9 protein-coding genes are annotated in these 12,730 nt (G+C 73.3%); 8 read left to right on the plus strand and 1 reads right to left on the minus strand.

The annotated features are described in order from the left end of the window. Positions 1 to 3 precede the first annotated feature (3 nt). From iolC to ITX44_RS06935, 8 genes are all read left to right on the plus strand, one after another. A complete protein-coding gene (gene iolC / locus ITX44_RS06900; protein ID WP_205356129.1) occupies positions 4 to 975 on the plus strand; it encodes a 5-dehydro-2-deoxygluconokinase in 972 nt (323 codons plus the stop codon). Next, on the plus strand, positions 975 to 1,853 hold the full coding sequence (locus tag ITX44_RS06905) for a Cgl0159 family (beta/alpha)8-fold protein (protein WP_205356311.1): 879 nt from the start codon (positions 975 to 977) through the stop codon (positions 1,851 to 1,853). Before iolC ends, ITX44_RS06905 begins: the two co-directional genes overlap by 1 nt. Beyond that, positions 1,850 to 2,782, plus strand: a complete 933-nt coding sequence (gene iolB / locus ITX44_RS06910) for a 5-deoxy-glucuronate isomerase (RefSeq protein ID WP_205356130.1) — start codon at positions 1,850 to 1,852, stop codon at positions 2,780 to 2,782. Before ITX44_RS06905 ends, iolB begins: the two co-directional genes overlap by 4 nt. Next, entirely contained in the window at positions 2,779 to 4,731 is a 1,953-nt protein-coding gene (gene iolD / locus ITX44_RS06915; RefSeq protein ID WP_205356131.1) for a 3D-(3,5/4)-trihydroxycyclohexane-1,2-dione acylhydrolase (decyclizing), read from the plus strand. Before iolB ends, iolD begins: the two co-directional genes overlap by 4 nt. Then, positions 4,724 to 6,223, plus strand: a complete 1,500-nt coding sequence (locus ITX44_RS06920; protein ID WP_307795132.1) for a CoA-acylating methylmalonate-semialdehyde dehydrogenase — start codon at positions 4,724 to 4,726, stop codon at positions 6,221 to 6,223. The genes iolD and ITX44_RS06920 overlap by 8 nt, the downstream gene beginning before the upstream one ends. 51 nt (positions 6,224 to 6,274) lie before the next feature. Next, on the plus strand, positions 6,275 to 9,010 hold the full coding sequence (locus tag ITX44_RS06925; protein ID WP_205356132.1) for a SpoIIE family protein phosphatase: 2,736 nt from the start codon (positions 6,275 to 6,277) through the stop codon (positions 9,008 to 9,010). Positions 9,011 to 9,127: 117 nt separating this feature from the next. Further along, complete coding sequence (locus ITX44_RS06930; RefSeq protein ID WP_205356133.1) at positions 9,128 to 9,697, plus strand: TetR/AcrR family transcriptional regulator; 570 nt, start codon at positions 9,128 to 9,130, stop codon at positions 9,695 to 9,697. 261 nt (positions 9,698 to 9,958) lie between these two features. Continuing rightward, on the plus strand, positions 9,959 to 11,155 hold the full coding sequence (locus tag ITX44_RS06935; protein ID WP_205356134.1) for a GDSL-type esterase/lipase family protein: 1,197 nt from the start codon (positions 9,959 to 9,961) through the stop codon (positions 11,153 to 11,155). Between the two features lie 203 nt (positions 11,156 to 11,358). Here the strand turns inward: ITX44_RS06935 and ITX44_RS06940 are convergent, their stop codons facing one another. Then, positions 11,359 to 12,657, minus strand: coding sequence for an MFS transporter (locus ITX44_RS06940; RefSeq protein WP_307795133.1), 1,299 nt, complete (start codon positions 12,655 to 12,657; stop codon positions 11,359 to 11,361). Positions 12,658 to 12,730: the final 73 nt, after the last annotated feature.

A 12,730-nucleotide genomic window follows, 5' to 3' on the forward strand; every position in this document is an offset into this window, starting at 1 on the left:
GCGATGGCCCACGATCTCGTCACCATCGGGCGGACCGGCGTCGACATCTATCCGCTCGACCACGGCGTCGGCCTGGAGGACGTGCGCACGTTCCAGAAGTTCCTCGGCGGCAGTGCCACCAACGTCGCCGTGGCGGCCGCCCGTCACGGCCGCCGCGCCGCCCTCGTCAGCCGCGTCGGCAACGACCCCTTCGGCCGCTACGTACGGCAGGAGACCGCGCGGCTCGGAGTCGACCCGACACACGTCACCCCGATCGAGGACCCCGCGGGACCGCCCACGCCCGTGACGTTCTGCGAGGTCTTCCCCCCGGACAACTTCCCGCTCTACTTCTACCGGTACGGCACGGCGCCCGATCTGCTGATCGACCCCGACGGCCTGCCGCTGGACGACATCCGTGAGGCGGCCGTCTTCTGGGCGACCGTCACCGGACTGTCCGCCGAGCCGAGCCGGTCGGCGCACTTCGCCGCCTGGCGGGCCCGCGGCCGCCGCGGCCCCACGGTCCTGGACCTCGACTACCGGCCGATGTTCTGGGCCCGCCCCGAAGAGGCCAGGGAACAGGTGAGCCGGGCACTGGACCACGTCACCATCGCCGTCGGCAACCGTGAGGAGTGCGAGGTGGCCGTCGGCGAGAGCGATCCGCGACGCGCCGCCGACGCCCTCCTCGACCGCGGCCTCGAACTGGCCGTCGTCAAGCAGGGCCCCAAGGGCGTGCTGGCCGCCACCCGCCACGAGCGCGTCGAAGTGGCGCCCTTCCCCGTCGAGGTCGTCAACGGCCTCGGCGCCGGGGACGCCTTCGGTGGCGCCCTGGTCCACGGACTGCTCAGCGGCTGGGAGTTGCGCCGCGTGATCGAGTTCGCCAACGTCGCAGGCGCCATCGTGGCCTCCCGCCTCGAATGCTCGACCGCCATGCCCACCACGGCCGAGGTGGCGGCCACCCTCGCCTCCGGGGCGCGCACTTCCGAAAGGACGCCATGATGGACGCCGCCGAGCTGACCGAGATCCGGGCCCGCGAGCCCGAACGCATCGCACGGTCCTGGCAGAAGCGCTCCCGGCGGCCGCTCGTCGGCGACGACGGCCGGCTGCTCATCGTCGCGGCCGACCACCCGGCCCGCGGCGCCCTCGGGGTCCGCGGCGACAGCGGCGCCATGGCCAGCCGCACCGATCTGCTGGACCGCCTCGCCACCGCACTGTCCCGGCCCGGCGTGGACGGCGTGCTCAGCACCCCCGACCTGCTCGACGACCTCCTGCTCATGGGGGCGCTGGAGGACAAGGTCGTGATCGGCTCGATGAACCGCGGCGGACTGCAGGGCGCCGTCTTCGAGTTCGACGACCGGTTCACCGCCTACACCCCGCAGGCCATCGCGGCGCAGGGCCTGGACGGCGGCAAGACCCTCACCCGGATCTGCCTCGGCGAGGCCGGCACCGCGGCCACCCTCGAAGCGACGGCGACCGCGGTCACGCACCTGGCCGAACTCGGCCTGATGGCGATGATCGAGCCCTTCCTGTCGGTACGCGAGGAGGGCCGCTCGCGCAACCTCCTCGACCCGGACAGCGTGATCAAGTCCATCCACATAGCCAGTGGACTGGGCGCGACCAGTGCCCGCACCTGGCTCAAGCTGCCGGTGGTCGACGAACTCGACCGGGTGCTGGACGCCACCACACTGCCCACCCTCCTGCTCGGCGGCGACCCCCAGGGCGATCCCCGCGACACCTACACCTCCTGGGCCGCCGCCCTGCGCATTCCCCAGGTACGCGGGCTCGTCGTCGGACGCGCCCTGCTCTACCCGCCCGACGGGGACGTCGCCGCCGCCGTCGACATCGCGGCCGAACTCACCCACGGGAGCACCAGGTGAACCACGACGCCCGTTGGGTCCTGCCCCGCGGTACGGCGGGCGGCGACGGATGGGACCTCGCCGTCACCGACGCCCGCCCCGGCTGGCACCACACGAGCCTGCGCGTGGCGACCCTGACCGGACCGGACACCCGCACCCTGGAGGGCGGCGACTGGGAGTACCTGGTCGTGCCGCTGTCCGGCGGCGTGCACGTCACGGCGCAGGCCCCCGACGGAACCACCCACGAGGCCGCGCTCACCGGCCGGCCCGACGTGTTCGCCGGACCCACCGACCTGGCCTTCGTGCCCGCAGGCTCGCGGATCACCGTACGCGCGGCGGCCGGCCCGGCCCGGGTCGCCCTCGCCGGCGCCCTGGTCCCCGGCGGGGCAGGGCCGGGCAGGGCCTTCCGTCACGTGGCGGCGGCCGAGGTGCCCGTGGAGCGCCGCGGCGCGGGCACGGCCTCGCGCGAGGTACGCAACTTCGGCACCCCCGCGGTGCTCGACGCCGACGCGATCATCGCCTGCGAGGTCGTCACCCCGGCCGGCAACTGGAGTTCGTGGCCGCCCCACAAGCACGACGTCGAACGCCCGGGCGAGGAGACCGCCCTGGAGGAGATCTACTGGTTCGAGACGCAGCCGGCCGACCCCCGCTGCACCGACCCCGTCGGCTACCAGCGCGTCTACACCGCCGACCCGGACCGGCCCGTCGACGTGCTCGCCGAGGTGCGCACCGGCGACGCGGTCCTCGTACCCCACGGCTGGCACGGGCCGTCGATCGCCGCACCCGACGCGCACCTCTACTACCTCAACGTCATGGCGGGCCCGGGGCCGGAGCGGGCCTGGCTGATCTGCGACGACCCCGCCCACGCGTGGGTCCGCGACACCTGGCGGGACCAGCCGTTCGACCCGCGGCTTCCGCTGTCCCGCCCAGCATCGGGAGGATCGGTATGAGCACGGAGCGCGCCGCGACGGTGCGGCTGACGGTGGCCCAGGCGACGACCCGGTTCCTGGCCGCCCAGTGGTCGGAGCGGGACGGGGAGCGCCGGCGGTTCTTCGCCGGCGTCTTCGGGATCTTCGGCCACGGAAACGTCGCGGGCATCGGGCAGGCCCTCCTCCAGATGGAACAGGAGGCCGGCGACGGGCCGGACCTGCCGTACGTCCTGGCCCGCAACGAGCAGGCCATGGTGCACACCTCGGTCGGCTACGCGCGGCAGAAGGACCGCCTGGAGACCTGGGCCTGCACCGCCTCCATCGGCCCGGGCTCGACCAACATGCTCACCGGCGCGGCCCTGGCGACGATCAACCGGATCCCGGTACTGCTGCTGCCGTCCGACACCTTCGCCACCCGGGTGAGCAGCCCCGTCCTGCAGGAACTGGAGCTGCCGTACGCCGCCGACGTCAGCGTCAACGACGCCTTCCGTCCGCTGTCCCGCTTCTTCGACCGGGTCACCAGGCCCGAGCAGCTGCCCTCGGCGCTGCTCGGCGCGATGCGGGTGCTCACCGATCCGGCCGAGACCGGCGCGGCGACGATCGCCCTGCCGCAGGACGTGCAGGCCGAGGCGTACGACTGGCCCGTCGAGCTGTTCGCCCCGCGCACCTGGCACATCGCCCGGCCCCCGGCCGAGACCGCCCGGATCGCCGCGGCCGCCGACGTCCTGCGCACCGCCCGCCGGCCGATGCTCGTCGCCGGCGGCGGCGTGCACTACTCGGGCGCCGAGGAGTCGCTGCGCGCCTTCGCCGAGGCGACCGGCATTCCCGTCGGCGAGACCCAGGCCGGCAAGGGCTCGCTGCCGCACGGCCACCCGCGGCTGATGGGCGCGGTCGGCTCGACCGGCACCACCGCGGCCAACGCCCTGGCCCGGGAGGCCGACGTCGTCATCGGCGTCGGCACCCGGTGGAGCGACTTCACCACCGCCTCCCGCACCGCCTTCCAGAACCCCGGCGTGCGCTTCGTGAACATCAACGTCGCGGCTTTCGACGCGGGCAAGCACGCGGGCCTGGCCGTCGTGGCCGACGCCCGCGAAGCCCTCACCGCCCTCACCGCGGCCGTCGCCGGCTACCGGGTGCCCGCCGGTCACGAGGAGGACCAGGCCCGCCTCTGGGCGTCCTGGGACGCGAGTGTCGAGGCGGCCCACCACCCCGACGCGTCGGTCACCAGCCGCCTCGCGGACGGCGTCCTCACCCAGAGCACCGTCCTGGGCTGCGTCAACGAGCTCTCCGACCCCCGTGACGTCGTCCTGTGCGCCGCCGGCTCGATGCCCGGCGACCTGCACAAGCTGTGGCGGGTACGGGACCGCAAGGCGTACCACGTCGAATACGGCTACTCCTGCATGGGGTACGAGATCCCCGCCGCGATCGGCGTCCGGCTCGCCGACGGCACCCGGGACGTGTTCGCGATGGTCGGCGACGGCGGCTACCTCATGATGCCGACCGAACTCGCCACCGCGGTCCAGGAGCGGGTCAAGATCGTGGTCGTCCTGGTGCAGAACAACGGCTTCCACTCCATCGGGTCGCTGTCGGAGTCCCTCGGCTCCCAGCGGTTCGGCACGCAGTACCGCTACCGCTCGGCCGACGGCCGGCTCGACGGCCCCCCGCTGCCGACCGACCTCGCCGCCAACGCCCGCAGCCTCGGCGCCCATGTGATCGAGGTGCACTCGCGCGCCGGACTCGAGGCCGCCATCGCCGAGGCGAAGGCCCGGCCGGCCGACGGCGGTCCTGTCGTCATCCATGTCGAGACCGACCCGCTGGTGCCCTCGCCCGACAGCGAGAGCTGGTGGGACGTACCGGTCGGCGCCGTGTCCACGCTGGAGTCGACCCGGGCCGCCCACCGGACCTACGACCGGCACAAGCAGAGCCAGCGGCCACTGGTCCGCGGCACGGAAGGAGCCAGCCGTGAGTGAGCCGCGGCGCATCACCCACCTGATCGACGGCCGCCCCTGGGAGGGCACCGCCGAGCGCACCGGCCCGGTCTTCAACCCGGCCACCGGGGAGCGGACCGGAGCGGTCGACCTCGCCTCGGCCGAGCTGGTCGGCGCCGCCGTCGCCTCGGCCCACACGGCCTGGCGGTCGTGGCGCAACGTGTCCCTCGCCCGGCGGACCCGGGTGCTCTTCGCCTTCCGCGAGCTGCTGCACGCCCGCAAGGACGAGATCGCGGCCCTCGTGACGGCCGAGCACGGCAAGGTGCTGTCGGACGCGCTGGGGGAGGTCACCCGGGGCCTGGAGGTCGCCGAATTCGCGTGCGGCATCCCGCACCTGCTCAAGGGCGGATTCTCCGAGAACGCCTCCACGGCGGTCGACGTCCACTCGATCCGGCAGAGCCTCGGTGTCGTCGCGGTGATCTCGCCGTTCAACTTCCCCGCGATGGTGCCCATGTGGTTCGTGCCCATCGCGATCGCCTGCGGCAACGCGGTGGTGCTCAAGCCGAGCGAGAAGGATCCCAGCGCCGCGCTCGCCGTGGCGGCCCTGTGGAAGGAGGCCGGCCTGCCCGACGGCGTGCTGCAGGTCGTCAACGGCGACAAGGAGGCCGTGGACGCGCTGCTCACCCACAAGGACGTCAAGGCGGTGTCCTTCGTCGGGTCGACGCCCGTCGCCAGGTACGTCTACGAGACGGGCACCGCGCACGGCAAGCGGGTCCAGGCGCTCGGCGGGGCCAAGAACCACATGCTGGTGCTCCCCGACGCCGACCTCGACCTGGCTGCCGACGCGGCGGTCAACGCGGGCTTCGGCTCGGCCGGCGAGCGCTGCATGGCGATCTCGGTGCTCGTCGCCGTCGAACCGGTCGCCGACCGGCTCGTCGCCGGGATCACCGACCGGATGGCCCGGCTGCGCACCGGCGACGGCACCCGCGCCTCCGACATGGGACCGCTGGTCACCCGGGAGCACCGCGACAAGGTCGCCTCCTACATCGACGCGGGGGTCGAGGCCGGTGCGACGCTGGTCGTCGACGGCACGAAGGGGGACTTCGACGCGGACGGCGACGGCTTCTTCCTGGGGCCGACCCTCTTCGACGACGTCCGCCCGGACATGCCCGTCTACACCGACGAGATCTTCGGCCCGGTGCTGTCCGTGGTCCGCGTGGCGTCCTACGACGAGGGCCTGGACCTCATCAACGCCAACCCCTACGGCAACGGCACGGCCCTGTTCACCAACGACGGCGGCGCCGCCCGGCGCTTCCAGAACGAGGTCGAGGTCGGCATGGTCGGCATCAACGTGCCGATCCCCGTCCCCGTGTCGTACTTCTCCTTCGGCGGATGGAAGAACAGCCTCTTCGGCGACAGCCACGCCCACGGCACCGAGGGCGTGCACTTCTTCACCCGCGGCAAGGTCGTCACCTCCCGCTGGCTCGACCCCAGCCACGGTGGCATCAACCTGGGCTTCCCCCGCAACGAGTGAGCCGTCGCCGACGGGTCGCCGCCACCGGCGAAGTCGCGGTAGAGAGGAGGTATGTCACGGTTCGCCGGTCCGGCAGGACTGCTCCCCTCCCGGAAGTCCTCGAGGGAGGCAGCGGCCCCGGCCCGGCGTGGGCGCCGCAAGGGCGAGTCGATCCGGTCGCTGCTGAACCCGCACAGCGTGGTCGGGAAACTGTTCATCCTGCAACTGGTCGTCGTGCTGCTGCTGTCCGGCGGGGCCCTGGCCATCCTGGTGCTCACTCTCCAGCGGCAGAGCACGCATGACGCGGAACACCGCTCCCTGGCCGTCGCCGAGGGCTTCGCCAACGCTCCTGGAGTGGCCGCGGCGATGAAGTCCCGCAACCCGCCGGCGATCCTCCAGCCGGTGGCGTCCGCGGCCGCGGCCCGGGCCGGCGTGGACTACATCGGCGTGGTGAACCGGGACGGCATCCGCTACACCGCCTCCACGCCGGCCCTCATCGGGAAACGCAGCTCCATCGACATGGCACCGCTGCTGGCCGGCCGTACGACGCAGGCCCACGACACCGGTGCGCTCGGCCCGCGGGTGCGGGCCGAGGTCCCGATCCGCGACACCGACGGCCGGATCCTGGGCGCGGTGGGCGCCGGGGTCCGGATCGCGAGCATCAGCCACCAGGTCGGCGAGCAACTGCCGGCGCTGCTCGGCATCACCGGCGGGGCGGTGGTACTGGCCACGGCGGGCACCGCGCTGCTCAGCAGACGCCTGCTGCGCCAGACCCGCGGCATGGGACCGGCGGAGATCACCCGTATGTACGAGCACCACGACGCGGTGCTGCACGCCGCGCGGGAGGGCGTGCTGATCGTCGACGGGGAGCACCGGCTGCTGCTGGCCAACGACGAGGCACGCCGGCTGCTCGACCTGCCACTGGACGCGGAGGGACGTCAGGTCACCGAGCTGGACCTGCCCCCGGCGATCGCCGAACTGCTGGTCTCGTGCCGGGTGGCCAGCGACGAGGTGCGGCCGGCCGGCGGACGGGTGCTCGCCGTCAACCAGCGGCCGACCGAGCAGTACGGCGGGCTGCCCGGGAGCGTCACCACGCTGCGCGACTCCACCGAACTCCAGCAGACCGCCGGCCGGGCACAGGCCGCCCAGGACCGGCTGAAGGTGCTCTACCACGCGGGCACGGGCATCGGCACGACGCTGGACGTGGCACGCACCGCCCGGGAACTCGGGGAGGTGGCCGTCCCCGCCTTCGCCGACTTCGTCACCGTAGACGTGGCCGAGGGGATCCTGCGCGGCGACGACCCGGCGGACACCGCGAATACCCTGCGCCGGGTCGCCACCGTCGGTGTCCGCCAGGACCCGCCGCTGTGGCCCGACGGCACCCGGATCCGGCTGCATCCGGACGGCCCGCAGGCCGCAGGCCTGGCGACCGGGCACGCGGTGCGCGAGGCGGAGCTGAGAGAGGGCACCGCGTGGGCCGCGCAGGACGCCGAACGCGCCCGGCGGATCATCGACTACGGCATCCATTCGCTGATCAGCGCGCCGCTGCACGCCAGGGGTGTCGTGCTCGGGGTGGCCTGTTTCTGGCGTTCGCAGAAGCCGGAGCCGTTCGAGCAGGACGACGTGGCGCTCGCGGAGGAACTGGCCACCCGCGCCGCGGTGAGCATCGACAACGCCCGCCGCTACACCCGCGAGCACGCGATGGCCGTCACGCTCCAGCGCAGCCTGCTGCCGGCGAGCCTGCCGGAACAGAACGCCCTTGACGTCGCCTACCGCTACCTGCCCGCGCACCAGAGCGTGGGCGGGGACTGGTTCGACGTGATCCCGCTGTCGGGCACGCGGGTGGCGCTGGTCGTGGGCGACGTGGTCGGGCACGGTCTGCACGCCGCGGCCACCATGGGGCGGCTGCGCACCGCCGTGCACAACTTCGCCGCCCTGGAGCTGACGCCCGACGAGATCCTCGGCCGGCTCGACGAACTGGCCGACCGCATCGATCGCAGCGAGGACGCGTACGGATACCCCGACGAGGTGATCGGCGCGACGTGCGTGTACGCGATCTACGACCCGGTCGAGCGGCGTTGCGGCATCGCCCGGGCCGGACACCTGCCACCCCTGCTGCGGCGTCCCGACGGCACGCTGGAGTTCCTCGACGCACCGGCCGGGCCACCGCTGGGCATCGGCGGCTCGCCCTTCGTGACGACCGACGTCGAGGTGCCCGGGGGCAGCACGCTCCTGCTGTACACCGACGGCCTGGTGGAGGACCGCGGCCGGGACATCGACGAGAGCCTCGATCTGCTCCGCACGGCCCTGAGCGGGGCGACCGGCGACCCCGAGCGGGTCTGCGGCTCGGTGCTCGCCGCCATGCTGCCGCACCATCCGGAGGACGACGTGGCGCTGCTGGTCGCCCGAACCCGGGTCCTGCCGCCGGAGCACATCGCCCGCTGGGACGTGCCTGCCGAGCCGACGGCGGTGGGCATGATCCGCACGGAGGTCGCCGGCCGGCTCGCCGAATGGGACCTGGCGGAACTGGGCTTCACCACCGAGCTGATCCTGAGCGAGCTGGTCACCAATGCCATCCGCCACGCCGACGCCCCGATCGGCGTACGCCTGCTGCTGGACCGCAAGCTCATCTGCGAGGTCTCCGACGGCAGCAGCACCTCACCGCACCTGCGGTACGCGACGGCCACGGAGGAGGGCGGGCGCGGGCTGTTCCTCGTGGACCAGGTCGCCGAACGCTGGGGCACCCGGTACACGGCCGGCGGCAAGGTCATCTGGGCCGAGCAGCCGCTTCCGGCGGCCCCTGCTTGATGCGGCCCCTGCCTGGCACGGCCCCTGCCCGGCGCGGGCCTCTGCTGGCGACCATTTGCCATTTGCCTAAAGGATTTAGGTATGGTCATAATCGGTGTCGGCGAGCGAGGAGAGGTCATGGCACGCGCGGGACTGAGCACGGAGCGACTGGTACGGGCAGGCGCGGAGCTGGCGGACGAGGCCGGCTTCGACCAGGTGACCGTCTCGGCGTTGGCCCGGCGGTTCGACGTCAAGGTCGCGAGCCTGTACTCGCACGTGAAGAGTTCCCAGGACCTCAGGACCGGGATCGCGCTGCTCGCCCTGGAGGAAATGGCGGACCGGGGAGACGCCGCGCTCGCCGGACGGGCCGGCAAGGACGCCCTGGCCGCCTTGGCGAATGTCTACCGCGACTACGCGGGGGAGCACCCCGGGCGCTACGCCGCGGCCCGGCTCCGGCTCGACCCGGAGACGGCGGCGGCGAGCGCGGGCGGTAGGCACGCCCGGATGACGCGCGCGGTCCTGCGCGGCTACGACCTGACGGAACCGGAGAGCACGCACGCGGTTCGGCTGCTGGGCAGCGTCTTCCACGGCTACGTCGACCTGGAACTGGCCGGCGGGTTCAGCCACAGCGAGCCGGACTCCCGGCAGAGTTGGGCCCGGATCATCGACGCGCTCGACGCCCTGCTGCGGAACTGGCCCGCGGCCTGACCGCACCCCCGAATTCGCGGACCTGTCCTGGCGGCCGGTCTTCCTGGCCGCCATCGTGCCCGGCGGGGTCGGCACGCGGTCGGGCCGCGGTCGCGTCCCGTAGGCACAGGCGCTGATCCCATGCCGCGCGCCGGGCCGGCCCGTACACCGGCCCGCCCGTACACCGGGCCGATGCGGGCCGGTTCCGTCGGCCTGCCCGTCGCGCGCGCCGACCCCACCTTCAACGCACCGACGACACCCTCGACGTACAGGCGGAGAACCATGCCCACCGACGACCTGATCACCACACGGCTGACCACCGGCCTCCTGCGCGGCGCCCTCGACGTGGAGCGCACCGCGCACGGCCTGCTGCCCCACCGGCTGCCGGCCTGGGCCCGCGCCCAGAACACCGACGGGCAGCTGGCCATGGCCGAGTCCCAGCCCTCCGGCGTACGGCTGGCCTTCCGCACCCGCGCCACCGCCGTGGAACTGGACGTACTGCCGACCAAGCGGGTCTACGTGGGAGCCCCGCCCCGCCCCGACGGCGTGTACGAGCTGCTGGTGGACGGCCGGCCGGTGCACCGGGCCACCGCGACGGGCGGCAACATCCTGACCGTGGACATGACCGCCGGGACCTTCGAGCACCGGCCGGGCCCGGCCGCCACCCTGCGCTTCACCGGGCTGGCCGACGGGGTCAAGGACGTGGAGATCTGGCTGCCGCACAACGAGACCACCGAGCTCGTCGCTCTGCGCGCCGACGCGCCCGTCGAACCCGCGCCGGATCCGGGCCGCCGGGTGTGGCTGCACCACGGCAGCTCCATCAGCCACGGCTCGGACGCCGCGGGTCCGACCAGCACCTGGCCCGCGCTGGCCGCCTCCCTCACCGGCGTGGAGCTGGTCAATCTGGGCCTGGGCGGCGGCGCCCTGCTCGACCCGTTCGTCGCCCGCACCCTGCGGGACGCGCCGGCCGATCTGATCAGCGTCAAGATCGGCATCAACCTGGTGAACGCCGACCTGATGCGGCTGCGCGCCTTCACCCCGGCCGTCCACGGCTTCCTCGACACCGTCCGTGAGGGGCACCCCACCACCCCGCTGCTGGTCGTCTCCCCCGTCCTGTGCCCGATCCACGAGGACACGCCCGGCCCCAGCGTCCCGGACCTGAGCGCACTCGGCGAGGGCCGCATCCGCTTCGTCGCCGCCGGGCACCCTGCCGAGCGCGCCGCCGGCAAGCTCACCCTGGGCGTCATCCGGGACGAGCTGGCCCGGATCGTCGCGCCGCGCGCGGCCGAGGACCCGCACCTGCACTACCTCGACGGCCGCGGCCTGTACGGGGAGGCCGACGCCGCTGAACTGCCGCTGCCCGACGGACTGCACCCGGACGCCGCCACGCACCGCCGTATGGGCGAGCGCTTCGCCGCCCTGGCCTTCGGCCCGGACGGGGCCTTCGCGGACGTCCGCGAAGCTCCGGCATCCGGGTGAGCGCCGCCTGCCGGCGGACAGGTCGCAGGCCGCCGCATGGGCCGGCGACCTGTCCGCCGTCCTCGACGGCGAGCCGCTGATCGTTCTCGCCCCCCGCACCGGCAGCGGGTACGCCCTGACCATGAGCGGCATCGGGGACGACTACCAACCGCACACCCTGCTCGCCGACCGCCTCATCGGCGACCCGGATCCCTCGGTCACCGTCAATTCGTGGCCACGGAGGCGGGCGCGGGCCCCGGAACATCGCGCATGTGGCGGAGCGGGGAGAAGAACACGAACCAGCCGGCCGCCCAGGAGCCGATGAACGCCACCCAGAGCACGGGCCGTACCCCGATCAGCGTGCCGAGGATTCCGCCCAGGACGCTGCCGAGCGGCAGCGTGCCCCACACGACCCAGCGCACGGCCGCGTTCATCCGGCCCATCAGCTCCGGCGGTGTCACCGACTGCCGGTAGCTGAGCTGCGCGACGTTGTACACCATCAGGGCGAAGAACGTGATGCCCCAACCCAGCGGGAACAGCAGCACCCCCCAGCCCCGCCAAGCGGCCGCCGCGACGACCTGCGGCGCGCTGAAGACCAGCATCGACACCCAGATGATCCGCGCCGAGCCGATCCTCCTGGCGAGCCGGCCGGCGAACACCCCGCCGGCGATCCCGCCGACAGCCGAGCCCGCCATGATCACCCCGACCAGCCCGGGGCGCACGTGCAGCACCCGGACCAGGAAAATCACCGCGACCGCCGAACTCATGCCGCCGAACAGGTTCGCGGTGCCCGTGCACGCCACGACCCTCCGCAGGATCCTGTGCCGGACGACGAATCGCAGTCCCTCGGCGATCCGGCTCCGCAACGTCTCGCCCTCGCGCCGCGCGGGCGGCGGCTCCTCACGTGTCCTGATTCCCGATATCGAGACGACCGAGACGACGTACGAGATCGCGTCGGCCGTCATCGCCCCCGCCGCGCCGAACGCCGCGACCAGCGCCCCGCCCAGGCCGGGTCCCCCCAGCTGCGCGAACGCCTGAGTGGTCCCGAGCTTGCCGTTGGCGTCCATCCGGAGATCGGCGCGGACCAGCGACGGCACGTAACTCTGGTACGAGACGTCGAAGAAGACAGTGCACACGCCGGCTGCGGCAGCGACGACGTAGAGCTGCGCCATCGTCACGGCGCCCAGGGCGGCCGCCAGCGGTACCGAGCCGATGATCAGCAGGCGGAGGATGTCACAGCCGATCATGATGGAACGCTTCGAGCCGCGGTCCACGAGCGCACCCGCGGGCAGCGCGATCAGCGCGAACGCCGCCGTGGTGGCGGCGGTCAGCAGCCCGACCTGGAAGGTGCTCGCCCTGAGCGCGACGACCGCGACCAGCGGCAGCGCGACCTGCGTGACCGCCGAGCCCATCTCACTGACCGTCTGACCGCCCCACAGCAGCATGAAATCCCGCTGCCGCCACAGACTCGGCCCCTCGCCCCCCGCCCCGACATCCCGCAGATCCTTCACGACGTCCGCCACAGCACCACCCCCGCTCCCACACCCGCTTTCCGGACCATTGCGCCGATCACCAACACGCCGCCACACCGCCAGC

The sequence above is a fragment of the Actinacidiphila acididurans genome, from assembly GCF_016918855.1.
Classification (GTDB): Bacteria; Actinomycetota; Actinomycetes; order Streptomycetales; family Streptomycetaceae; genus Actinacidiphila; species Actinacidiphila acididurans.

What these genes read in the sequence shown, in the direction of transcription:
- iolC (WP_205356129.1), top strand. Translation starts at nt 4, where the DNA reads ATGGCCCACGATCTCGTCACCATCGGGCGGACCGGCGTCGACATCTAT.
- ITX44_RS06905 (WP_205356311.1), top strand. Translation starts at nt 975, where the DNA reads ATGGACGCCGCCGAGCTGACCGAGATCCGGGCCCGCGAGCCCGAACGC.
- iolD (WP_205356131.1), top strand. Translation starts at nt 2,779, where the DNA reads ATGAGCACGGAGCGCGCCGCGACGGTGCGGCTGACGGTGGCCCAGGCG.
- ITX44_RS06925 (WP_205356132.1), top strand. Translation starts at nt 6,275, where the DNA reads ATGTCACGGTTCGCCGGTCCGGCAGGACTGCTCCCCTCCCGGAAGTCC.
- ITX44_RS06930 (WP_205356133.1), top strand. Translation starts at nt 9,128, where the DNA reads ATGGCACGCGCGGGACTGAGCACGGAGCGACTGGTACGGGCAGGCGCG.
- ITX44_RS06935 (WP_205356134.1), top strand. Translation starts at nt 9,959, where the DNA reads ATGCCCACCGACGACCTGATCACCACACGGCTGACCACCGGCCTCCTG.